Annotated in this window: 21 protein-coding genes and 1 pseudogene; 13 read left to right on the top strand and 9 right to left on the bottom strand. The window is 66.1% G+C overall.

The genetic code is table 11. From position 1 onward, the window contains the following. Positions 1 to 182: 182 nt before the first annotated feature. Positions 183 to 836, top strand: a complete 654-nt coding sequence (locus tag CJ177_RS32915) for a TetR family transcriptional regulator (RefSeq protein WP_143548733.1) — start codon at positions 183 to 185, stop codon at positions 834 to 836. Positions 837 to 922: 86 nt separating this feature from the next. Here the strand turns inward: CJ177_RS32915 and CJ177_RS32910 are convergent, their stop codons facing one another. Next, positions 923 to 2,392, bottom strand: a complete 1,470-nt coding sequence (locus CJ177_RS32910; RefSeq protein ID WP_061700230.1) for an MFS transporter — start codon at positions 2,390 to 2,392, stop codon at positions 923 to 925. 318 nt (positions 2,393 to 2,710) lie between these two features. On the opposite strand from CJ177_RS32910, the gene CJ177_RS32905 reads away from it, so the two are divergent. After that, positions 2,711 to 3,391, top strand: a complete 681-nt coding sequence (locus CJ177_RS32905; RefSeq protein ID WP_005246578.1) for a TetR/AcrR family transcriptional regulator — start codon at positions 2,711 to 2,713, stop codon at positions 3,389 to 3,391. A gap of 67 nt (positions 3,392 to 3,458) precedes the next feature. Here the strand turns inward: CJ177_RS32905 and CJ177_RS32900 are convergent, their stop codons facing one another. The 3 genes from CJ177_RS32900 to CJ177_RS32890 are packed head-to-tail and all read right to left on the bottom strand — an operon-like array spanning position 3,459 to position 6,248. Further along, positions 3,459 to 4,232: a gamma-glutamyl-gamma-aminobutyrate hydrolase family protein gene (locus tag CJ177_RS32900; protein ID WP_095869517.1), complete on the bottom strand. Its 774-nt coding sequence runs from the start codon at positions 4,230 to 4,232 to the stop codon at positions 3,459 to 3,461. Then, a complete protein-coding gene (locus CJ177_RS32895; protein WP_061701296.1) occupies positions 4,229 to 5,584 on the bottom strand; it encodes a glutamine synthetase family protein in 1,356 nt (451 codons plus the stop codon). The genes CJ177_RS32900 and CJ177_RS32895 overlap by 4 nt, the downstream gene beginning before the upstream one ends. After that, positions 5,577 to 6,248, bottom strand: coding sequence for a hypothetical protein (locus tag CJ177_RS32890; RefSeq protein WP_061701295.1), 672 nt, complete (start codon positions 6,246 to 6,248; stop codon positions 5,577 to 5,579). Before CJ177_RS32890 ends, CJ177_RS32895 begins: the two co-directional genes overlap by 8 nt. Positions 6,249 to 6,403: 155 nt before the next feature. On the opposite strand from CJ177_RS32890, the gene CJ177_RS48595 reads away from it, so the two are divergent. The 7 genes from CJ177_RS48595 (at position 6,404) to CJ177_RS32860 (ending at position 12,235) form a co-directional block, all read left to right on the top strand. Next, on the top strand, positions 6,404 to 6,970 hold the full coding sequence (locus CJ177_RS48595; RefSeq protein ID WP_257014784.1) for an alpha/beta hydrolase: 567 nt from the start codon (positions 6,404 to 6,406) through the stop codon (positions 6,968 to 6,970). After that, positions 6,967 to 7,380, top strand: a complete 414-nt coding sequence (locus CJ177_RS48590) for an alpha/beta hydrolase (protein ID WP_257014783.1) — start codon at positions 6,967 to 6,969, stop codon at positions 7,378 to 7,380. Before CJ177_RS48595 ends, CJ177_RS48590 begins: the two co-directional genes overlap by 4 nt. A gap of 254 nt (positions 7,381 to 7,634) precedes the next feature. After that, positions 7,635 to 8,117: a DUF1931 family protein gene (locus CJ177_RS32880; protein ID WP_095869516.1), complete on the top strand. Its 483-nt coding sequence runs from the start codon at positions 7,635 to 7,637 to the stop codon at positions 8,115 to 8,117. 176 nt (positions 8,118 to 8,293) lie between these two features. Continuing rightward, on the top strand, positions 8,294 to 8,716 hold the full coding sequence (locus CJ177_RS32875) for a hypothetical protein (RefSeq protein ID WP_005246587.1): 423 nt from the start codon (positions 8,294 to 8,296) through the stop codon (positions 8,714 to 8,716). Between the two features lie 271 nt (positions 8,717 to 8,987). Further along, positions 8,988 to 10,457, top strand: a complete 1,470-nt coding sequence (locus CJ177_RS32870; RefSeq protein ID WP_005246592.1) for an APC family permease — start codon at positions 8,988 to 8,990, stop codon at positions 10,455 to 10,457. Continuing rightward, a complete protein-coding gene (locus CJ177_RS32865; protein ID WP_231914420.1) occupies positions 10,441 to 11,880 on the top strand; it encodes an FAD-binding oxidoreductase in 1,440 nt (479 codons plus the stop codon). The genes CJ177_RS32870 and CJ177_RS32865 overlap by 17 nt, the downstream gene beginning before the upstream one ends. A 13-nt stretch (positions 11,881 to 11,893) precedes the next feature. After that, a complete protein-coding gene (locus tag CJ177_RS32860; protein WP_005246596.1) occupies positions 11,894 to 12,235 on the top strand; it encodes an HNH endonuclease in 342 nt (113 codons plus the stop codon). Between the two features lie 12 nt (positions 12,236 to 12,247). On the opposite strand, the gene upp is transcribed toward CJ177_RS32860, so the two are convergent. The 4 genes and pseudogenes from upp to CJ177_RS32840 form a co-directional block, all read right to left on the bottom strand. Beyond that, complete coding sequence (upp, locus tag CJ177_RS32855; protein ID WP_005246597.1) at positions 12,248 to 12,877, bottom strand: uracil phosphoribosyltransferase; 630 nt, start codon at positions 12,875 to 12,877, stop codon at positions 12,248 to 12,250. 20 nt (positions 12,878 to 12,897) lie between these two features. Further along, complete coding sequence (locus CJ177_RS32850) at positions 12,898 to 14,163, bottom strand: URC4/urg3 family protein (protein WP_061041773.1); 1,266 nt, start codon at positions 14,161 to 14,163, stop codon at positions 12,898 to 12,900. Beyond that, positions 14,160 to 15,431 carry a GTP cyclohydrolase II gene (locus tag CJ177_RS32845; protein ID WP_061041774.1) on the bottom strand — a complete coding sequence of 424 codons (1,272 nt, stop codon included), beginning with the start codon at positions 15,429 to 15,431 and terminating at the stop codon, positions 14,160 to 14,162. Before CJ177_RS32845 ends, CJ177_RS32850 begins: the two co-directional genes overlap by 4 nt. A gap of 173 nt (positions 15,432 to 15,604) precedes the next feature. Further along, a pseudogene (locus tag CJ177_RS32840) lies at positions 15,605 to 16,965 on the bottom strand (cytochrome P450). Positions 16,966 to 17,106: 141 nt separating this feature from the next. On the opposite strand from CJ177_RS32840, the gene CJ177_RS32835 reads away from it, so the two are divergent. Further along, positions 17,107 to 18,492, top strand: coding sequence for a DUF2252 domain-containing protein (locus CJ177_RS32835; RefSeq protein WP_061701292.1), 1,386 nt, complete (start codon positions 17,107 to 17,109; stop codon positions 18,490 to 18,492). 212 nt (positions 18,493 to 18,704) lie between these two features. Here the strand turns inward: CJ177_RS32835 and CJ177_RS32830 are convergent, their stop codons facing one another. Further along, positions 18,705 to 18,965 (bottom strand): hypothetical protein, encoded by a 261-nt coding sequence (locus CJ177_RS32830; protein ID WP_226955490.1) that lies wholly within the window; start codon positions 18,963 to 18,965, stop codon positions 18,705 to 18,707. 221 nt (positions 18,966 to 19,186) lie between these two features. On the opposite strand from CJ177_RS32830, the gene CJ177_RS32825 reads away from it, so the two are divergent. The 3 genes from CJ177_RS32825 (at position 19,187) to CJ177_RS32815 (ending at position 22,107) form a co-directional block, all read left to right on the top strand. Then, positions 19,187 to 19,795 carry a TetR/AcrR family transcriptional regulator gene (locus CJ177_RS32825; RefSeq protein ID WP_061041778.1) on the top strand — a complete coding sequence of 203 codons (609 nt, stop codon included), beginning with the start codon at positions 19,187 to 19,189 and terminating at the stop codon, positions 19,793 to 19,795. Between the two features lie 519 nt (positions 19,796 to 20,314). Further along, positions 20,315 to 20,695 (top strand): SHOCT domain-containing protein, encoded by a 381-nt coding sequence (locus CJ177_RS32820; protein ID WP_005246608.1) that lies wholly within the window; start codon positions 20,315 to 20,317, stop codon positions 20,693 to 20,695. Positions 20,696 to 21,006: 311 nt separating this feature from the next. Then, positions 21,007 to 22,107, top strand: a complete 1,101-nt coding sequence (locus tag CJ177_RS32815) for a calcium:proton antiporter (protein WP_005246609.1) — start codon at positions 21,007 to 21,009, stop codon at positions 22,105 to 22,107. Positions 22,108 to 22,117 lie beyond the last annotated feature (10 nt).

Below are 22,117 nucleotides of genomic sequence, written 5' to 3'. Positions count from 1 at the left end.
GACTGTGGTCTCGGTCATAGCCTAGAAGAACATAGTCAAATGATCAAGGCATATGACCACGAACCGGTAGGATCACTCACCGAGAGGTGGTCATCTCGCCGATATGGCGGCCTGATTGTCCATTTCGACTAGTAGCCGAAGCTGACCTGATCATCCGTTCAGATCTGTCGACAGGAGAGGGCATGGCTCGCATTCCCGCCGCCGAACGTCGCGCCGAACTGGTGGCGGCGGCCGTGCGCGTGATCGCTGCCGACGGGGTCGACGGCGCCACCACCCGCCGTATCGCGCAGGAGGCGAACGCCCCGCTGGCCACCCTGCACTACTGCTTCGCCACGAAGGAGGTGCTGTTCGCGGCGGTCTTCGAGCACGTCGCCGGACAGTATCGAGAGGTGCTGACGCGCAACGATGTCCATGGCGACGTGGCGATCACCGCGCGCGCCCTGTTACGCGGCGTGATGGAGTGGTACCTGGCGAATCCGGACTTCGGCGCGGCGATCGTCGAGCTGATCAGCTGGGGCCAGCGTCAGGAAGGCCAGCAAGCCGAGATGGTGTACAACGAGGCCTTCGCGACCGTGCGCGCGATCCTCGAGACTGCCGCGACCGCCGGGGGCCGGCCGGTGGACCCGAGAACCCTCGACGAGCTGACGTACATCGTGTCCACATTGTCGGACGGATTCGCGCTCAACTGGCTGGTGTTCACCGACCCCACAGCAGCGGAACGACAGATCGAGCTCACCGTCGGCGTGCTCGACGCCTGGATGGCCGCCAACCTCGGCAACACCTCCGGACTGGCGGCCCCTCGCAGGCCTCCCCCGCCAAGCTCGTGGCCTGGGTGAGCGTGGAGTGATAGTGAGCGCTACGGCAGCGGCTGCCCGCACGAATCATCGCGCCAGGTCTGGGGCGGCAATCGACCCAGCCACTATCAGGACGCGGCAGCGCCGACGCGCCGACCGGACCGGGCGCGTGAGACCAGCACGCTCACCACGACGAGCAGGGCGAGGAGTCCCGATAACCAGTAGCCGATGCCGTAGACGCCCTTGGCAGCGACCTCGAGACCGGTTCCGACCACCGGAACCAGGGAGGCGCTGAGGTCGGCGCTGACCAGTGCCGTGCCGAAGGCGAAACCCACGGCCATGGACGTACCGGCGATACCGGCCGCCATCCCGGCTTTCTCCTCGGGCACTGCCATCTGCACCATGGTGAACCCCGCTGCGTAGCCGATTCTGGTCCCGAGACCCATGACGGCAGCGCCCACGAGGTAGTGCCACTGCTGGTCGTGCGCGACGGCGAGCCAGGCCAGCCCCGATGCACTGATGAGCGCTCCGATGACGAAGACGGTCGCACCACGGCCGTTGAACAAGGCGCGGTCGAGTACGGTTCCGCGAATCAAGAACGCCGCCGCGAAAGGTGCCATGAGCCAGCCGGTCTGCAGCGCGCTGAGCCCGAGGCCGTAGGCGTCCGCTGGACGAAGATCCTCGGGAGTGATCTGGGCGTACGTGCTGAGCAGCAGCAGGAAGGCCGAGTTCACCGCGGCGAACAATGCGATGCACAAGCACGAAGCGGTGACCAAAGGCGCCTTCATCAGTGCGACGTCGAACACTGCCGAGGTCGACCGGCGCTCGACGCGCACCCAGGCGATGCCCCCGACGATGCCGGCCACCAACGGAATGAGTGCCGCGACGCCCCACACGAGGCCTTGCGTCAGAGTCAGCAGGATCGCGGCGACCCAAGCGATCATCCACACCGTGCCGAGTACCGCGATGCGGCCGGAACGCTCAGCAGGCGGGGTGTGTGGGATCACGGCATAGCATGCAACGGCTGTCACTGCGCACACTGTGGTGAGGATGATGAAAAAGCCTCGCAGCGAAAGACTCTCGACGATGAAGCCACCGCCGATCATGCCCACGACGATGCCGACACCGGTGGCGATGACCAGAACTGCAACACCCACCGTGATGCCGTCCTCGCCGAGATTGCGGCGCAGGAAACCGAGTGGAAGCAGCTGCGCCGCGCCCCCGAAGCCCATGAGAATACAGCCGACCAGAAGGGTCGAGTACGAGTCGCCGGCCGCCGGAACGAGCGCGCCGACCGCAAGGAATGTGGACGCCGCCACCGCGGCGTTGCGGTCGCCGAACAGATCGGCGAGGCGCGGCAGCAAGATGAAGCCCACTCCCCCGCCGAGGGTCAGCGCCGTGTAGAGCCACGTCGTCTCGGCCACTGTGGCGAGGCCGTACTGCGCCTGAATGATCGGCAACAGCGGCGGCAGGATGAAGATGACGGCGTTGGTCAGGACAATCAGTAGCGTGCCGACACCGATGAGCACTGCCTTGTTCGGCGCGGGGCGAGCAGTCGCCGCACGGCCGAGTCCGGCTTGCTGGTGGATCTCTGTCATGAATTGCTTCCTTCGATGATCACGCCGCCGTCTCGCATGATCATGTCGACCATGGCTTCTGCGGTGGCGTCGGGAGTGAGACACGTGAGTTCGTTGGTCACCGGGTTTGTCGCATCGGAATGCGCCGAGCCGCCTATGTGATCCGGCTCATACCGCAAGCCAAGTGAGTCGTATGATCAAGGCATATGACTATTTCTTCGCGTCGTTGCATGCACGTCACGACGGTTATTCGTGGCAATATGGCAACCCGCTTAACGCTCCGACTGGTAGCGTGGAACCGACTTGATCATCCGTTCAGATCTGTTGACAGGAGAAGGCATGGCTCGCATTCCCGCCGCCGAACGTCGCGCCGAACTGGTGGCGGCGGCCGTGCGCGTGATCGCTGCCGATGGGGTCGACGGCGCCACCACCCGCCGTATCGCGCAGGAGGCGAACGCTCCGCTGGCCACCCTGCACTACTGCTTCGCGACGAAGGAGGTACTGTTCGCGGCGGTCTTCGAGCACGTCGCCGGACAGTATCGAGAAGTGCTGACGCGCAACGATGTCCATGGCGACGTGGCGATCACCGCCCGCGCCCTGTTACGCGGCGTGATGGAGTGGTACCTGGTGAATCCGGACTTCGGCGCGGCGATCGTCGAGTTGATCAGCTGGGGCCAGCGTCAGGAGGGCCAGCAGGCCGAGATGGTGTACAACGAGGCCTTCGCGACCGTGCGCGCGATCCTCGAGACTGCCGCGACCGCCGGGGGCCGGCCGGTGGACCCGAGAACCCTCGACGAGCTGACGTACATCGTGTCCACATTGTCGGACGGATTCGCGCTCAACTGGCTGGTGTTCACCGACCCCACAGCGGCGGAACGACAGATCGAGCTCACCGTCGGCGTGCTCGACGCCTGGATGGCCGCCAACCTCGGCGATGCCGCCGAGCCTGCGGCCAAGCTCACGAAGGCCTCGCCCGAGGAAACCCTGCGTTCGCTCGTGTCCTGGGTAAGCGTGGAGTGATACCACGCTGAAACGAAAGTGGATGTCGGCCGCCACCTTTCGGTGGCGGCCGATCGTCTTTCGTGGGTCAGATCCGCCGACTGCCCTCGGCGACGATCCAGCTCAGCGCCGGATCGTCACGTTCCATCCACTCGGGATGCCACTGGACACCGAGCACCGCGGCCCCCGGCAGCTCGACCGCTTCGACGACGCCGTCGGCCGTGCGCCCCGTGACCACCAGGCCGGTCCCGCAGCGGTCGACCGCCTGGTGGTGCCACGAGTTGGTCACCGCGCCGGCACCGAACAGACCTTCCGCGATCGAGCCGGGCTCGAACGTCACCTTGTGGTCGTCGGCGCCGTCGGTGAGCGGGGGCGAACTCGACTGATGCCCGACGGAGCCGGGCGGCAGGTCCGCGATCAGCGTGCCGCCCAGAGCGACGTTCAGGATCTGTAGGCCCCGGCACACCCCGAGGACCGGGATATGTCTGGCGAGTGCGGCACGCACTAGCGCGATCTCGTACTCGTCCCGGTCGGGGTCGTGGACCATCGGATTATCCCGTGGATCCATGTCACGGACCACCGACAGATCCCCACCCCAGTACGCGGGATGAACATCCTGGCCTCCGGTGATGACCACGCCCGCCAGCCAATGGCAGAGTGCCTCCGGGTCGGCATCGTAGGGCAGGTTCACCGGAATCCCTCCGGCCCTGGCGATCCGGTCCGAGAAGTCGGACATGAAGGTGTCAGTGAGCAGGTGACCGTAGCGTTTGTCCAGCCCGTCGATCAGCCCCAGCCGGACCCGTCGACCGGTGATGCCGATCATCGGCCGGATCGTGCCCGGCGTCGCGTTCCCCGCGCTCACGGGAACTCGAAGTATCGCGCCGACTCCCATTCGGAAAGCTCGGCGAACGGATCACCGCCTGCGGTGTGGAACTGCATCCACTCCCAGCGCCGGGTACCGACCCAGTAGTCGACGAACTCGTCGCCGAGCTGCTCGCGCAGGATCAGGTCGGTCTCCAGCGCGGCGGCCGCCTTGGTGATGGTGTTCGGCAGCCGCTCGAGGTCGGGCACACACCACGCCAGGTCGCTGACCGGCTCGGGTGGCTCGATTTCGCCGTCGAGGCCGGCGATCACACCGGCGAGAATGGCCGCGACCGCGAGGTACAGGTTCGCGTCGGCGCCGGGAACGCGGTATTCGAGGCGGGAGTACGCCGGGTGACCGCACACTGCCCGCACCGCAGTGCTCTTGTTGGCGATGCCCCAGGTGATCGTCGTCGGCGGGCCGCTCAAGTCGACCAGGCGGCGGTACGAGGTGATCTGCGGGAGCATGACCGATGCCGCCCCGCTCATGGTCGCGAGCAGCCCGCCGACCGCGTGCCGCATCGTGGGCGACGGCCCGTCCTCGGCGTAGAACGCGTTGACCCCGTCGCGCTGCAGAGACAGGTTGACGTGCGAGGCCTGGCCGTAGCCCGCGGTCGGCTTGGCCATGAAGGTGACGGTGTGACCGCGCTCGAAGGCCACCTCGCGCATCACCTGCCGGGCACGAGCCCAGTTGTCGCAGACCGAGATCGGGTCTCCGGGAACCAGGTTGAGTTCGACCTGACCCGCCGCGTCCTCGTCGCTCCACGCTTCCCACTCGATGCCGATCTCGTCGAGGCGACGGGCGACCGCCGACATGTAGTCGATCCAGTCCTTCGACTTCGCGAGGTGGTACGCGGTTCCGGCTGAACCGCCGAGTGGGGTCAGGTCGCGATATCCCTTTTCCCGGGCCTCGTGGATGGACTCCTGGAACAGAGTCGCCTCGATCTCGACCGCAATGGTTGCCGCGAAACCGCGCGTGGCGAGTCGGTCGACCAGCTTTCGGGCGAGGTTACGCGGACAGGTCCCGATGGGGCTGCCGTCGGCCTGCCAGTAATCGCCGATCACGGACTGCAGACCCGGCTCCCACTGCACCAGCGTCGACATGTCAGGCCTGAACTGCACGTCGGACACGTGCCCACGCCACTCTGGGAAGGCGAAGCCGAAGGTCGGGGCGTTGCCCAGGTCGAGGCCGAACAGGAGATCCGCCATCGCGAAGCCCGAGCCCGCGCTCGCGGCGAACTTCTTGGGTGCCAGATTCTTGCCGAGGAAGCTGCCGTCGTGGTTGGTGGACTCGAGCCGGATCGTGTGCACCGGCGTCTCGAGCTCTGTTGCGGTGTAGGTGGTTTCAGACATCGTAACGAACCTTCCAGGATGCGGCGACCAGCACCGACAGCTGAGAGAACGTGCCGCGCACGCCGATCAGACCGGTGGACAGGGCGGCGATCAGGTCGTCGGCGCCCGAGAAGATGCCGGCCAGCAGATCCGGCGGGCCGGCGATCACATAGTGGGTCTCGCCCTCGCCGACGACGTGCTGATCCAGCCCCTCGGGGCCCTCCGTGATCGCGACGAGCATGTCGGGGATCCCCGGCACCGACCGGGCCGCGGCCCAGAACGAATCCGCGGCGACCTTCCAGTCCGGCAGCGGCGGCGCCAGCAGTGCCAGCGCCGCGGCAGCGAGATCGTCGTCGCCTGCGACAACAGGCTCACCGACCAGGGCGAACCGGCCGTTCAAGTCGACGGTCAACGCGAGGTCGGGCTCGACGAACACACCGCTCGATACTGCGACGACACCGTCGGAGATGCTGATCGTCGCAGCCTGCGGGGTGTCGTGGGAGCGGACGGCCACAGTGCCTGCCACCGCCGCCACGACGGAGTCCGCACCGTTCGCGCGGACGGAATCGGCAATGGTCCGGCCGATCAGCCGGACGATCGGACTCGCATCGTCCTCGATCCGAATGTCGACCCCGTCGACCACGTCAGCCCCGCGTGTCGCGTGGCCGATCGTCGTTTCGGTCATCCTTCTGTCCTTTCGATTCGACGAGATCGTGTGCGCGGTACACCCGTCAGCAGCGGATCCCATATGAAACGCGAACTTATAGTCAAATGACTGGATCACGTGACTATGATATTGAGGTACAGATCACTTCTTGTCAACGACTGCGAGGTTCCGAAATGAACGACGACGCTCCCGCCTGGTGGAATCTGCTCGACGACCAGGCCCAGGCCGTGGCCCGGATGATCACCCACGTGCTGCAGAAACCCATTCGTGAGCTGGGACCTGAGCAGGCCCGAGCGCTCCTGAACACGGCATCACCCGCCGAGTCGATCACGCCGCTGGACCATGTCGAACAATTGACCGTGCCGACCCGTGCGGGTTCGATCCGGGCTCGCCTGTACCGCGCAGACGGTGCCGGCCGTGACTGCAACAGTCCCGCCATCGTCTATCTGCATGGCGGAGGTTTCGTCCTCGGAACCCTGGACGGAGCCGACGAGCTGTGCCGCGCGATCGCCGCCGGATCCGGATGGACGGTCGTGTCCCTGGACTACCGCTTGGCTCCCGAAAACCCTTATCCGGCAGCGCTGGAAGACTGCCTCGACGCCTATGCGTGGCTTACCCGGACAGCACCGGAACTCGGCATCGATCCGGGACGCATCGCGATCGGGGGCGACTCCGCCGGCGGCAATCTCGCCGCCGCCCTCTGCCTGCACCGACGCGGCGGGCACGCCCCCCTCCCGTGACCCAAGTGCTCGCGTACCCCGCCGTCGACGGGACGTTCACCACTCCCTCGTGGTCGGAATTCGCCGATGCACCGCTGTTGAGCACTGCGGACGCGCGCTGGTTCTGGGACCAATACGTCGGCCCAGGACACCGAGCGGACGACCACCTCGCGGCACCCATGCGAGCCGAGTCGCTGCGCGGCCTGCCGTCGGCCCTGATCCTGACCGCGGAGGTCGACCCGATCCGCGACGACGCCGAGGCGTACGCGGCACGGCTGCAGCGCGACGGCGTCCCCGTCTCGCTGACCAGGTATACCGGCGTCTTCCACGGCTTCGTCACCGAGATCGGCGCGTTCGCGCAGACGAAGCAGGCGATCGACGAAGTGTGCCTGCACCTGCGCGAGGCCGCGCAGCGCATCGGCCGTACCTAGCGTTGCTTCAGCCAACACGCGATGCAGCGACCACGAGGACGCCACCATGGCTCCGTTGCGGACTCGAACTGCGAATCCATGGTCCGGCCCGCGGTCAGTGCGCGGCGACGACGAGCGGCGCGGTGATGGTCATCTCGATTCGAATCCACCTTTCGGTGCTCGCCCCACCCCCGTCTCGACCGCCGTCCCCGACCGAGCGCCCTGTGCGCGCGGTTCGTCGGAATTGTGACCGCATCCCGGGGGATGATCACCTCATGAAACGTGCGGAGGCCGGAAGCCACGGGACGTTGATGACGTTCGACCAGTTCGCGGACATCTTCCGGGACGTCGCCAGCCTCGGCGTCGTCAGAGACGACTTTCACCGGTTCGACGACGTCGTCACCGCGAAACTCTACGACCTGATCCTCGTCGCACAGGAGAGCGCGGCGGCCCAGCATCGGCACATCGTCGAACCCACCGACCTGCCGATCACCAGAGGGTTAGAGGAGAACATCGGATTGTTCCGCGAGCTCGGCCCCGGCCTCCGGGTAGACCCCATCGTCGAGCGACTGTCCGACTACCCGCCCCTCGACGGCATCCTCGCAACCGAAACTCGATCGGGGCTCACCGACATCACCGGCGGACTCAGCGTCGCCCTCGCGCGCACCTTCCGCACCGTCTACCCCGAGTTGAGAACCGTGCGGGCCCGAACCACGCACTGGTCGGTGATCAGTACCCTCGTCGACCTCTATCTCTGACCTCCCCATCCACGGCAGTCATGCATTCGGAACACACCCCGGGGTGCAGAAATCCACCCCTGGATGGATGACCGACCACCCCTTCAGGGGGCGGTGCCGGCCCCCTGTTCCGGCGAAGACTGGTGTTCGTCCACAAGGGACGCGGAAATTCACACACCACACTCAGGAGCAACGCAATGAACTCGACGAAGACACGCATCGCAGCAGCAGCCGCAACGGGCGCCGCCCTCGGACTGGGAATGTTCATGGCCCAGAGCGCGACTGCCGTCGCCGCACCCGCGCAGTCGACGTTCCCGCAAGTCGTCTCCCCCGAGTCCGGACTCTCCCCCTACAAGGTCGACGTCAGGGACCGTATCGGCTGCGCAAATGCATGGCCCATGGTCTCCTGCGACGCCCCCGACGAGGACGTCCCCCCGCAGGTGACCCTCGTCGAGCCCGGCACCACCCTGGTCGAGCCCGGCGGCACATCCCTCTACGGACCCGCCGCCGCTTCCGTGAACTCCCAGCAGGCCGCCACCATCCACCAGGTCAACTACCCACTCGAGCCCGACGACGGAGTGATCTCCCACTCGCTCGATCCGGACATGCCCTGGATGTGACATACGTTCGAGGCCGACTCACTCTCGGTCGCCAGCAGAGTCTCACGGCCGCCGGTGCCATTCGCGCCGGCGGCCGAGACGTGTGCGATGACGTGTGCCTTCCGCATCGCGGAGTATTTAGAGAGACGAACCATCGATGACATCCGAATCCATGAGGTGGAGGATGAAACAGACCGGTCTCGCTCTGATCGTGGAACGGGTCTCGTTGTGACGGGTCGTTTCAAGCGAATCGACTTCTCCGCAGTTCCCGAGTGAACGTGAGGCGACCGAGATGACGGCAGAAAACGTGATGGGCGCACAGAGCGCCGATCAAGAATGTGAAGACTGCGGCTACAAACCGGAGCTGAAGCGAACTCTGGGCTCCTTTCAGGTGTTCGCTGTCTCGTTCGCGTTCATCTCGGTGGCGGTCGGGATCTTCGGCACCTACGACGACGTGCTTCGAGACGCGGGGCCGGTGGGGATCTGGCTCTGGGTCATCGTGGCGTTGGGGCAGACCCTCGTTGCGCTGGTGATCGCCCAGTTCGCGGCCCGCATCCCACTCAGCGGCTCCTCCTACCAATGGGCCTCACGGCTGGCCAACCCGAAAGTCGGCTGGTTGTTCGGTTGGCTGACCTTCTGTTACCTGGCGCTCGGCGTGGTGACGGTCGACAATGCGATGGCAAGCAGCGCCCTCATGCCACTGTTCGGCATGCAGCCGGACGAGGGCACGGCGCGCATGATCACGCTCGTCGTGGTCCTCGTTCAGGCGGTGCTCGTCGTGTTCTCCACGCGCCTCGTCGGCTTGATCACGTCGGGCGCGGTGGGGCTCGAACTGGTGATCGTGGTGGTGCTGGCAATCGGGCTCTTCGTCGCTGTCGCAATCTCGGGCGAGGGCTCAGTCGGTAATCTGACCTCGCGCGGTATCACCGAGGGCGCCCCCAACTATTTCGCTGTCGGCGGCGGGTTGATGGCTGCGATGATCATGGGGCTCGCCACACTCGTCGGCTTCGACTCCGCGGCGAATATGGCTGAGGAGGCCAAGGATCCGTTTCGCAGCGTCCCGCGCGCGATCGTGGGATCGGTCGTGGCGGCGGCCGTGCTGGGACTGGTGTTCCTGATCGCGCTCACGATAGCGATCAAAGATATCCCCCGGGTGAGCGACAGTGACACGCCGGTGGCGGCGATCCTGCGCGATCAGCTGGGTCCGGTGATGGAGAGGTCGCTGCTGGTCGCGATCGCGTTCGCATTCTTCGGCGCCGGGATGGTGACCCTGGCCACCTGCTCGCGGATGGTGTTCGCGATGTCGCGCGACGCACGTTTCCCTGCTTACCGGCTGATGCGTCGGGTCAATCCGCGCACGCAGACACCCATTCCGGCGACCATCCTGATCGTCGTCGTGGGGGTCGTCCTCATGGCCGTGCTGCCGGGTGGCGCCCTGCTGGAGTTGCTCACGGTAGGGACGGTCATCTCGGCAGTCCTCTACGGCGCGATAATCGTCCTCTATCTGGCGGTGCGGGGACGACTGGATCGGAAGGCGGGTGCGTTCGATCTCGGGCGCTTCGAGTTGCCGGTCGCGATCAGCGCGCTCGTGTGGTCGGCTGTCGTGTTGTTCGTGATCGTCTCGCCCTCGACAGCTGTGACCTCGATCCTCATTGCGGTCGGCTTGCTCCTCGCGGGCGGGTTGTACTTCGGCTACCTGTTGATATTCAAACGCGAGGTACTGGACACCGAGCCAGGAGACGCCGATGTCTTCTCACACTGACCGAGAGGTGAAGCCCCTGATTGCCGCGACCACCATGCTCACGGGAGACGTGGTGCGTGCGGGCGACTCAGGTTACGAGGCGGCGCGGGTCGGCTGGAACCGCCTGTATTCCCGCTACCCCGAAGCCATCGTGTTCTGCTGCGACACACAGGACGTGGTCAACGCGGTCCGCTGGGCACGCACGGAGGGCATCGCCCTGCGTGCCCGCAGCGGTCGCCACAGCCTCGAGGGCTGGTCGTCGATCGACGGCGGGCTGGTCGTGGACGTCAGTCGGATGAAGAGCATCGTGATCGACGAAACGGCGCGCACGGCGACGGTCGGGACGGGGCTGACGCAGAAGGAGACGGTCGCGGCGCTCGGGCAACGCGGCTTCGTCGTTCCGACCGGCTCGGAGGGCGGCGTCGGTCTCGGTGGGGTGATTCTCGGGGGTGGCTTCGGGCTACTGACCCGAAGCATGGGTTTGGCCTGCGACAACCTACTCGCAGCGGAGGTCGTGGTAGCCGACGGCTCGCGCTCTGCGAAGGTCGTGGAGGCGACCGAGCACAGCAACTCCGACCTGCTGTGGGCGTGCCGTGGTGGAGGCGGCGGCAACTTCGGGATTGCGACGTCCTACACGTTGAGGCTGCACGAGCTCTCGAACGTCACATTCCTGGTCGCGAGGTGGACCGGTCACGGCGAGCTGGGCGCCCTACTTCGCGCGTGGCAGCGCGACGCGCCGGTCGCCGACGAGCGGCTGACCAGCGCGCTCGAGGTGGATTCGACCGCAGTCGAGCTGTCTGCGCTGCTGTACGGCGGTTCATGGCGAGAACTCGAGGACCAACTGCGCCCGCTGCTGACGATCGGCGACCCCGACGTGACTGTGACGGAGGACGCCTGGCCGACCGTGTACGGCGAAGTCGACAGGGGGCCGGATGACGTCGCCCTCTGGAAGTTCTACTCGCAGTTCGTCACCCAGCCGTTCCCCGACGACGCGATCGATCTGATCGTCCACTACATGGGCAACACGCCCAGCCCGCCGAGCAATTTCTTCTGCACGAGCTTCGGCGGGGCCGTCCGGCATGCGCCGCCCGGCGGATCCGCGTTCCCGCACCGCGACGCGTTGTTCTACTGCGAGCCGGGTGCCGCCTGGAACGACCCCGCCCTGAACTCGACGGCACTGGGCTGGGCGGCCGACTTCTGGCGCGCGTTGCGCCCCTACGGTGACGGCGCCTACGTCAACGTGCCCAACGCCGCGGCGGCGGACTGGGAACGTGAGTACTACGGCTCCCACCGCGAGCGACTGCGCGAGGTGAAGGCCACCTACGACCCGGAGAACGTGTTCAACTTCGAGCAGAGCGTGCCCCTGTCGCCGGCTGCCCCGTCCCGCGTCCTACGCTGGGGCGATGGCGGTCAACCGGAGTCGCAGGGCCAGGGGCGCCCGTAAACGCAAGCGTCGGATGGAGAGTGTCGAGCACGATCTCACCGCCGAGCAGTGGAGTGCACTCACCGAGGCGTGGGGCGGCTGCGCGTACTGCGGCGCGACCGACAAGCCACTGCAACGCGACTGCGTGCAGGCACTGTCCCGCGGCGGGCGTTATACCCTCGACAACATCGCCCCGGCCTGCGGCTCGTGCAACGCCAGTAAATGCAACGACGAAGTCACCGGCTGGCTGCGGCGCAAGCGGCTCGACGAGCGCGCCTTCCTGTTGCGTCACATCGAAATCAAGACAGCACTCGCGCTGCGGTTCCCCACGCAACCGGGCACCGAACTCGAGGCGCCGGAAACCACCGCCCCGTGACGACCGCGTCTACTACTTGGTGCCGAAGAGGCGGTCGCCGGCGTCCCCGATTCCGGGCAGAATGTAGCCGTGCTCGTCGAGTTGGCGGTCGACGGCGGCGGTGTAGATCGGGACGTCGGGGTGCGCCTTGTGCAGGGCGGCAACGCCTTCGGGGCAGGTCAGCAGGCAGACGAACTTGATGGATTTGGGACCGCATTCCTTCAGCCGCTCCACCGCCGCCACGGCGGAGTTGCCGGTGGCCAGCATCGGGTCGATCACCACCACGTCGCGCTCCTGCAGATCGCCGGGCATCTTGAAGTAGTACTCCACGGCTCCGAGGGTTTTGGGATCGCGGTAGAGACCGATATGACCGACGCGCGCACCCGGCACAATTGTCAGCATGCCGTCCAGGATGCCGGTGCCCGCGCGCAGGATGGAGACGAAGACCAGCTTCTTGCCGTCGATGACCTTGCCGGTCGTGAATTCCAGCGGTGTCTCGACGTCGATCTCCTGCATCGGGATGTCGCGGAGGACCTCGTAGGTCATCAGCGCGGAGATCTCGTTCGCCAATCGTCGAAAGCTGTTGGTGGAGGCATCCTTGCGGCGCATCATCGTGAGCTTGTGCTGCACCAGCGGGTGGTCGATCACGTGTACCGTGCCCATGTATTCGTCCTCGTTTCGTTCTAGAAGACCGTGCCGTCGCTGACGACGTTCAGTGGCGGCAGCCCACCACGCGAGCGCTGTGCCAGCGCACGGCCCGCCGCCCAGGTGCCGCCCTCCAGGACGCAGGCCAACGGCATCGCTCGGGAATCCGCGCCCAGACGTGCGCGCACCAGCGGGGCCAGCTCGTCCAGGAGCGCTACCGTCAACGCGCGCCACTCGACCACCAATTCGTCTCCCGCCGTCCAGCTTTGCGCAGCCCACGCCGGATCGTGCAGGCGGAGCACGCCGGTGTCGAGAAGCAGACCGCCGTTCCGGTATTCGGGCAGGCCGGTCAGCTCGTCCAACCCGACCACCTCGACACCGGCCCACTGGAAGGGCTCGAGCAACGAATAGCTCAGCCACTGCGACAGTTTGTGAAACGGCATCCAGCCCTGGGTCAGGCCCGGACCGGCCACCGCGTCGTGGCGCCAGCAGTCGCCCAACGGCTCGGCGCCGATGGCGTTGCCCGCCGGCCAGATGCCCGACAGCGACGTCAGGAGCTGCGACAGGATGTCGTGGGCCGCGACCGTCGCCGGGGCCGCACCCTGCGGGGCGACCAGAAGGTCGAACAGGCCACCCGGCCGGCCCTGCGGACCGAACACCTCGGGCTGTGCGGCGAGCGCCTCGCCCAGCCGTCGCAGCAGCAGCACGCGACCTTCGAGGCCTACCAGCGGATTGGACGGGCCTGCCTGGAACATCTCGGCCAGCCGGTCCGTGTCCAGACCGCGCAGTCCGGCCGCATCGACCTGCAGCGGGTGCGCCGCGTCGCTCGAGAACAGGCCGCCCAGGAACGCGTGCCAGCTCGCGACGCCCAGCCCCTCGGAACGGGCGAAGCGCTGCCCGCCGGCAACCTCGTGGTAGTGCCAGTCGGGACCGGCTCCCGCATCGAGCAGCACGCTGACCACGGCCACGTCGATCATGGCGCGGGCGCGGCCCGGTGCATCCAGCGCGGTCAGCCGTGCATCCAGCTCGGCCTTGCGGTCCACGCCGCCGGCTTCGAAATGGCGCCAGCGGCTGTGGTACGGGATCTTCAGGTTCGGATAGCGGGCACGCGTGACGTCGGAGACCTCGGCAGCGGCCGTCTGCAACGCGTCGTCGTCGATGTCGAACCAGAGTGAATCGCCCTCGCGTGCACGGGACAGCAGCTGTCGCGCGCGCTCCCGCACGGCCGACGTGGTGCGCAGAGCCGCGGCCGCGCCCTCGGCCCGCCCGGTGTCCAGGGCAGGACCGACGCCGATCACGCTCATCCGTCCAGCTCCCGGCCCTTGACCTTCGCCAATTCGTCAGCGTCCGGCACCGCGCCCGGGGTGAAGTAACCGGCCGCCATCTTGGCGTCGATCTCCACTCGCGCGTCGGCCGGGATCAGATCCGCGGGGAGGTCCACCCGCTCCACGACCTCGATACCCGAGCCGGTGATGGCGTCGTACTTCATGTTGCTCATGGAGACCAGGCGGTGGATCTTTCTGACGCCCAGCCAGTGCAGCACGTCGGGCATCATTTCCTGGAAGCGCATGTCCTGCACGCCGGCCACGCATTCGGTGCGGGCGAAGTACTGATCGGCCGTGTCGCCGCCCACCTGGCGCTTGCGCGCGTTGTAGACCAGGAACTTGGTCACCTCGCCGAGCGCACGGCCCTCCTTGCGGGAGTACGCCACCAAGCCCACGCCACCGCGCTGCGCACCCTGGATGCACTCCTCGATCGCGTGCGTGAGGTACGGGCGGCAGGTACAGATGTCGGAGCCGAAGACGTCCGAGCCGTTGCACTCGTCGTGTACGCGTGCGGTCAGCTCCACGCCAGGATCGGCAAGGTCACGAGCGTCGCCGAAGATGTACACGGTCTGACCCCCGATCGGGGGCAGGAACACCTCGAGGTCCGAGCGCGTCACCAGTTCGGGGTACATGCCGCCGGTCTCCTCGAACAGCACGCGACGCAGATCCGTCTCGCTGCAGTGAAAGCGCTCCGCCACACCCGGCAGGTGCCAGACGGGCTCGATGGCCGCCTTGGTGACCAGCGCAGCACCGCTGGGCAGGAGGAAGCGGCCGTCCGGGTGCAGGCGACCCTTCTGGATGGCCTCCATGACCTCCGGCAGGATCACGTGCGCCTTGGTAACAGCGATGCTGGGGCGAATGTCGTGACCGGCCGCCAATTCGGCGGCGAAGACTTCGGCCACCGTGGCACCCCACGGGTCCAGGCTCACGATCTTGCCGGGCTCGCTCCACTGCGGGTACGGGCCGATGATGTTCGTGGGCGCGGTATCGGTGAGGTCGGCCTTGTGATGGCGCGACAGCGCGCCCGACGCCACCGCCAGCGCCCGGTAGATGCTGTACGAGCCGCTGTGCGTTCCGATCACGTTGCGGTGGGCGCGGTTGGTGGTGGTGCCGACCACCGGCCCGCGCTCGGACGCCGTGGGCGCCCCCCAGTGGATCGGCAGGGCCCCGACACCGCCGCTGTGTGAGGTCAATCGGATGTGGCCGCCGGCGGACTCGGGCGTGGCGGCGACGGATTCAGCGGACATGGCGTTCCTCCGTTAAGGAAGGCCCGGCGGCACGGCATGCCGCCGGAACGTGTCTCCGGCGCCGGATGCTGCCGACCACCGGAAACCGAAGCATAACCACTCCGCCGCCACAATGTCGTGTGGCGACGACGGCGACCCGTCCAGGCGATCCGGCAGCATGGAAGGCACTCCACCTAGCGCGGAGTGAGCATCATGGGCACACCGTCGCGGGGCCGTAAGGCGATGTCGTAATTGGGCTCGAGCACGTAGCCGGACACGAGCTCGCGGTCGAACCGCTGGGCGACGGTTGCGACAACGACCTGCTGCTCCAGCAACGACAGGTTCGCACCGATGCACAGGCGCTGGCCGAGGCCGAACGGATAGTAGGCTTCGTTCGGCCGCTCGGCGGTGCGGTCGGGATCGAACCGCGTGGGGTCGAAGTTCTCGGGTTGGACCAGTGTTCCGTCAGCCGATGGGTGACATACGGGCTGATGATGAGTGCTGCCCCCGGCGGCAGGTTGTGCGGACCGAGGTGGTCGCTGCCGTAGGACGTGCGGAAGAACGTCGGAAAGGGTGGATACAGCCGCAAGGATTCGCTGATTACCTGGCGCGTGTAGATCAGCCGTGGCAGATCCTGCAACGACGGAACACGACCCCCCAGCACGGAGTCCAGCTCGGTCTGCAACCGCGCGTCCGCGTCGGGGTGCTGGGACAGCAGGTACCACGTCCAACCGAGCGCTGCGGCGGTCGACTCGTACCCCGCCATCAGGATGCTCATCACCTCGTCACGCACCTGCCGGTCGCCCATAGCCGTTCGGGTGCCTTCGTCTCGGGCAAGCAGCAGCATCGACAGTAGGTCCCCGCGGTCGGCCGGGTCTCTGCGGCGCTCCGCGACGATCCTCTCCACGGCCTCGTCGACGACTGACAATGCGGCAAGGAAGCGCCGGTGGCCGGGCCTCGGTATGCACATGGGGAGGAAGTAGCTGAAGACCAGCTTCTCGGAGTGGTGAAAGATGATGTCGGACGCGGCGCGGAGCTTTCCGATCTCGCAATGGTCGATGCTTGTGCCGAACAGCGTGCGCAAGACGATCTCGATGTTGATCGGCACCATTTCCTCGAGTAAGTCGACTGGCGCCTTTCGGGCGATCCGATCGTTCCAGCGGACTGTCGCCGCTTCGACGACTTCGGTCATGACCCCGACCATCTCGGTCAAACGCCGACGGTGGAAGGCCGGCGACATCAAGCGCCGCTGCTGTTGCCACAACTGTCCGTCGCTGCCGAACAGCCCGTCGCCGATGATCAGTTCGACCCCGCGAAGAATTGGTCCTTTCCAGTAGTTGGCGTGATTGTCCACCAACATGTGCCGGACACACGCAGGATCGCTGACGAGGTACACGGTGGCAGGGCCCAACCTCAGGCGTACCAGCCCGCCATAGTCGCGTGCAGCGCCAACCAGGTAGCCGAAGGGGTCGCGCGCGAGCGATGGGATGACACCGACGAGGGGATAGCCGCGAGGGCCTGGGATTACAACCTCCCTGGACGGGTGAGCCGCCATCTGCAACCTCACTGGGCTTCGCGGTGGTCGAGCGGAAGCGTCTGTTCGTTCCACTCCAGGACCGCTCGACGCGCTCGTTAAGGGTGCAGTCAGGAGGTCGGCACCGACGCGCACACAAAAGGCTGGGATAGTGTCGCCGACGTGACGAAGAATCGAGCGCGAACCGTCGACCTGCGAACCCAGATCGAGGCGGACGACGTCTTCGCGCGTGGCGACGCGTTGCAGGCCACCGTGCCGTCGAGTGCGCACGAGAGCGCCGCGGTCGGCGCTGGACGGCCGGATGTGCTCGATTTCGTCGAGGCCAGTAACCAGGGAAGGCTGGCGAATCTGATTCCGCTGCGAATCGGCCGGATGATCGCCTCCCCGTTCGCGTTCTTCCGCGGCGCCGCCGGCCTGATGGCGGCCGACCTCGCCACCTCTCCGGTCACCGGATTGACAGCGCAGCTGTGCGGCGACGCCCATGCGGCCAACTTCGGCCTGTACGGGACACCCGACGGTCAAATCGTCATGGACATCAACGATTTCGACGAGACCGTCCCAGGTCCGTGGGAATGGGATCTCAAACGCCTCGCCGCGAGCCTGGTCCTCGCCGGACGCGAAGGCGGTGTGTCCGAGAACGGTTGCATCGAGGCCGCCGAAGATGCCGTCAAATCGTATCGGCGCACCATCCGCGATCTCGCCGAACTGCCATTCCTTCAGTCCTGGAATGCGCTGCCGGACAAGTCGGTGCTCGAGCGGGCCAAGGCCGACGCTCTGCTCGACGACTTCGACAAGGCCGCGCAGAAAGCGCGACGCAATACCAGCGAGAAGGTGGCGGCGAAGTGGACCGCCCACCTCGAGGATCACGAGACCGGGATCCGCCGGCGACGGTTCATCGACGACCCGCCGGTCCTCACCCACGTCGACCGCGCAACCGCCGATGCCGTGACCGATGGTCTGGAACTCTATGTCGAGTCACTGCGCGAGTCTCGCAGGAACCTGATCACCCGATTCGCCGTGTCCGACGTCGCGTTCCGGATCGTCGGAACCGGCAGCGTGGGTCTGCGCAGCTATATCGCCCTGCTGCACGGAAATCGGGACGAGGTGCTCGTGCTTCAGCTGAAACAGGCCCGGCCGTCCGCACTGTCGGCGTTCCTACCGGTCGACGAGCCGAAACACGAGGGCAAGCGGATAGTGCACGGCGCCCGGCTGGTGCAGGCGGAATCGGACATCCTGCTGGGCTGGACGACGATCGACGGCCTCCCTTACATCGTGCGGCAGTTCCGAAATCTCAAAGGGGACATCGATCCAACCGGTCTGGAGCAAGACCATCTCGACGACTACGGCCGGCTCGCCGGCGCCCTGCTCGCGCGTGCACATACCCGCTCGCTCGATCCGCGGGTGCTCGCCGGTTACTTCGCCGGCGACACGGAACTGGACGAGGTGATCGGACGGTATGCCGTCAGCTACGCCGATCAGACCGAAGCCGATCACGCAACACTGGTCGCCGCGGTGAAATCGGGGCGAGTCGCTGCCGAGCAGGCCTGATCCGGCACGTCAGAACCACGAGTAGCTGGTGGCGAGCCGAGAGAGGTCGCCACTCCCCAAGATACGAGGCGCGGTTGCACCTCGTATCCGCCCGAGCCGGAATGCCTCGGATACGTGGGTGTGAGTGGCGACCTCTTTCGTCGCAACGAGAACATACCCCGCTCCTCTGACATGAATCGGCACCGCGAACTACTGTTCCGACGCCGACCCGATCAATATTCACAGGGCTCTGCCGCGGCAGAGCGTCGGCGCCGCCAGCTCATCCACCGGACGGACAGGGCAAGCACGCGCGGCACGACGAAATACACCGCCGTGGGAACGACGACACCGGTGAGCGACAAAGCCCGTAGCCATGTCGGCCAGGTGGCCGTGATCGGGCCCGACAAGGTCATGACGGTCATGCCCACCGTGACGAGCGGGAAGATGGACACCCAGGTGACGACCACCCGCAAGTGGATGGACGGGGCCCTCACCGGCCCGAGATCCCGAGCATGCCGGTCGGCACGTCCCGTTCGTGGAGGCCGGCGCTTCGTGGTCGTCGGAGCGAGATGTTCGACCACCGTAGATGCGAGAGCAAGAGATTCCATCCCGAGGTAGCCCTTCTCGTAACTCCAACTATTCAGTTGCCTTTTGACCGTAGGGGCTGGACAGGCAGATTGCAACCAGACAGTTGGAGTTGTCGTAGGATCCAGCCGTGGCATGGGATACCGAACGAACCAAGCGACTTCTCATCGAGGGCGGAGTTGCAGAATTCAGTTCGTTCGGTCTGGCCGGTGCTCGTGTCGATCGGATCGCCGACAAAGCAGGCGTGAACAAAGAGCGCATCTACCAGTACTTCGGCAAGAAGGAAGCGTTCTTCAGCGCGGTCCTCGAACATGAACTCGCAACCACGCTGGCCGCTGTCGAACTGTCCGGTCGCGGGGTCTCCGCCATCGCCGACTACGCCGGTCGCCGATTCGACTACCAACGCGAGCACCCCACTTTCACCCGATTGCTGTTCTGGGAGGGACTCGAACTCGAGGCACCTGTCGCGGAAGCATCGCGACAGAAGCACGCTCAGGCGATAGTCGCCAGCGCACGGGAAGCTGTCCCCGAACTTTCCGAGAGCGACGCCCAGGAACTGCTCATCACCGTGATCACCCTCGTCGACGGCTGGGTAGCCCTCCAGACCGCAGACCGGCTGTTTTCGACACCTCTCCCGCGTGGTCGCGACCGGGACTCGCGCCGACGCGATTTCATCGTGATGACGGTCGAGGCCGCAACGCAGGCCGCACTCACCCGAACCCAGTCGGCCCGAACATAGCCGTGGTGTCATCTCGGCGGTTCACGGAAGTGTGGTCTCTTGCGATCGTGTGCAATCTCCTCGAGAGAAGTAAGCAGGTCGTGGGAATCCAGCCCAGTGACAGAGGCTCACTCACTTATTTGCGCGGGCGAAGTGTTCACCCGCCACGGATGAGACGACGACAACGCGGAAATTCTAGACTCGACCTGTCGAGATACCGAGATTTGCCCTCAATTCCGGACTGGTTGCGAGGGAAGCACCATCCTGGCCTGGCTCCAGACGATAGATGAGAATTCTGAGCAACGGAGTGGTTGAAGAAAGCGACGAGTCCGCATGGATCCCTGTAACCCACGAGAACGCTCGATCTCGATGACGAGATCGCGGCCGCGCCGGGCGAGCTCGGAACGGTCGGCGTCCCGGGAACCACGGACGAGGTGACCCTCGAAAGGGGAATGCTGGCCTGGCGAGCGTGCACATTCGATATCTGCTCCACCTAGGCAGTCCACGTGCGGGACTGCCGTCCTCCAAGGAGACTCACACATGATGGATTCATTTTGGGACCTGCTCTGGTACACGCTGCTCGTGTTCGCGTTCGTCGCGTACCTGATGATTCTGTTCCAGATCCTCGGCGACCTGTTCCGCGACCGCAAGATGTCCGGCATCGTCAAAACCCTGTGGATCATCTTCCTGATCGTGGTGCCGTACCTCACTGCGTTCGTCTACCTGATCGCCCGCGGCCCCGGCATGGCGGAACGACACCTCGAGGCACAGGCTGCGGCGAGGCAGGCGACAGATCACTACATCAGGGAGGTCGCCGGGAAGTCCGCGGCCGAGCACATCGCCGACGCCAAGGCATTGCTCGACTCGGGCACCATCACTCAGGCCGAGTTCGACGTCCTCAAGGCAAAGGCGCTCAGCTGACACGCTCGGCTCGATCAAGGCGCATAGCGACCGCACCTCGACCCGGCGTTGCCCAGGCACGAGCGAGCATCGTGCCGATTGCGTGACCTCGAGGGTGCATGGAAGGAAATGCCGGAGTCCCCGGGCCAGGATGGACCAGGTGAGCGATCGAAGGCCGAGCGGAGGACGCGTTTCCGAACGGGGTCGTGCCGAATTCACCCAGGATCGGAGCGGCCACGCGGGGCGACTCACGGCTGGTTCTCGCCGCGGGTGATTGATCGCGGTTCCGCATTGCCGTGCACGTGAGCGGATGCAGCTGGCAAGGTCTAATCATGGCGTTCGGGTGGCGGTCGGTTACGGCAGAGTGGCCGCTGGTGATACCTCCGGTCTCCGTCGCGGTGCTGGGCCTGACGTGGGGACGAGACATCGGCACCGTTCTGGTGCTCGTCGTGGCGGTGGTGCTGGTCGGTGCAGTGCTGGCTGCTGTTCACCACGCCGAGGTGGTTGCGCACAGAGTCGGCGAGCCGTTCGGATCGCTGATTCTCGCCGTCGCGGTCACCGTCATCGAGGTCGGATTGATCGTGACGTTGATGATCTCGGGTGGCCCGGCGACCGCTTCGCTTGCCCGTGACACGGTATTTGCTGCGGTGATGCTCACCGTCAACGGCATCATGGGGTTGTCGCTGTTCGTCGGCTCACGCAGATACGGGGTCGCGCTGTTCAATGCGGAGGGTACCGGCGCGGCGCTGGCGACCGTGGCGTCGCTGGCGACCTTGAGCCTGGTGCTGCCGACCTTCACGACGAGCCGGCCGGGCCCCGAATTCTCCTCGGCTCAATTGATATTCGCGGCAGTGGCTTCGCTGGTTCTGTACGGGATGTTCGTCCTCACCCAGACCGGACCCCATCGGCACTTCTTCCTGCCCGTCATCGCCGATGAACCTCTGAACGTCGATGACCGGAACGCCGCACCCCCGACGGGCAGGATGGCGGGCATGAGCCTCGCCCTGCTGGTGCTGGCGCTGTGCGCAGTCGTGGGATTGGCGAAGGTCGAGTCCCCCGCGATCGAGGACGCGGTCGAGGATGCCGGATTGCCACAATCGATCGTCGGCGTGGTCATCGCACTGCTCGTACTCCTGCCGGAAACCCTCGCCGCGGTGCGGGCGGCGCAGAGGAACCGAATCCAGATCAGCCTGAATCTCGCCCTGGGCTCGGCGATGGCCAGCATCGGATTGACCATCCCCGCCATTGCCGTCGCCTCGATCTGGCTGGACGGCCCCCTCCTACTCGGTCTCGGTCCCACCCAGGTCGTGCTGCTCGCAATCACCGTGGTGGTGGGCATGCTGACGGTGGTCCCCGGCCGTGCCACCCGCCTCCAGGGTGGCGTCCACCTGGTGCTGCTGGCTGCCTACGTGTTCCTCTCCGTCAACCCTTGACCATCGCCCG

Source organism: Rhodococcus sp. ACPA1 (genome assembly GCF_002300195.1).
Lineage (GTDB): Bacteria > Actinomycetota > Actinomycetes > Mycobacteriales > Mycobacteriaceae > Rhodococcus_F > Rhodococcus_F opacus.
The sequence above is the reverse complement of the archived record's forward strand: the minus strand, read 5'-3'. Positions and strand labels throughout refer to the sequence as shown.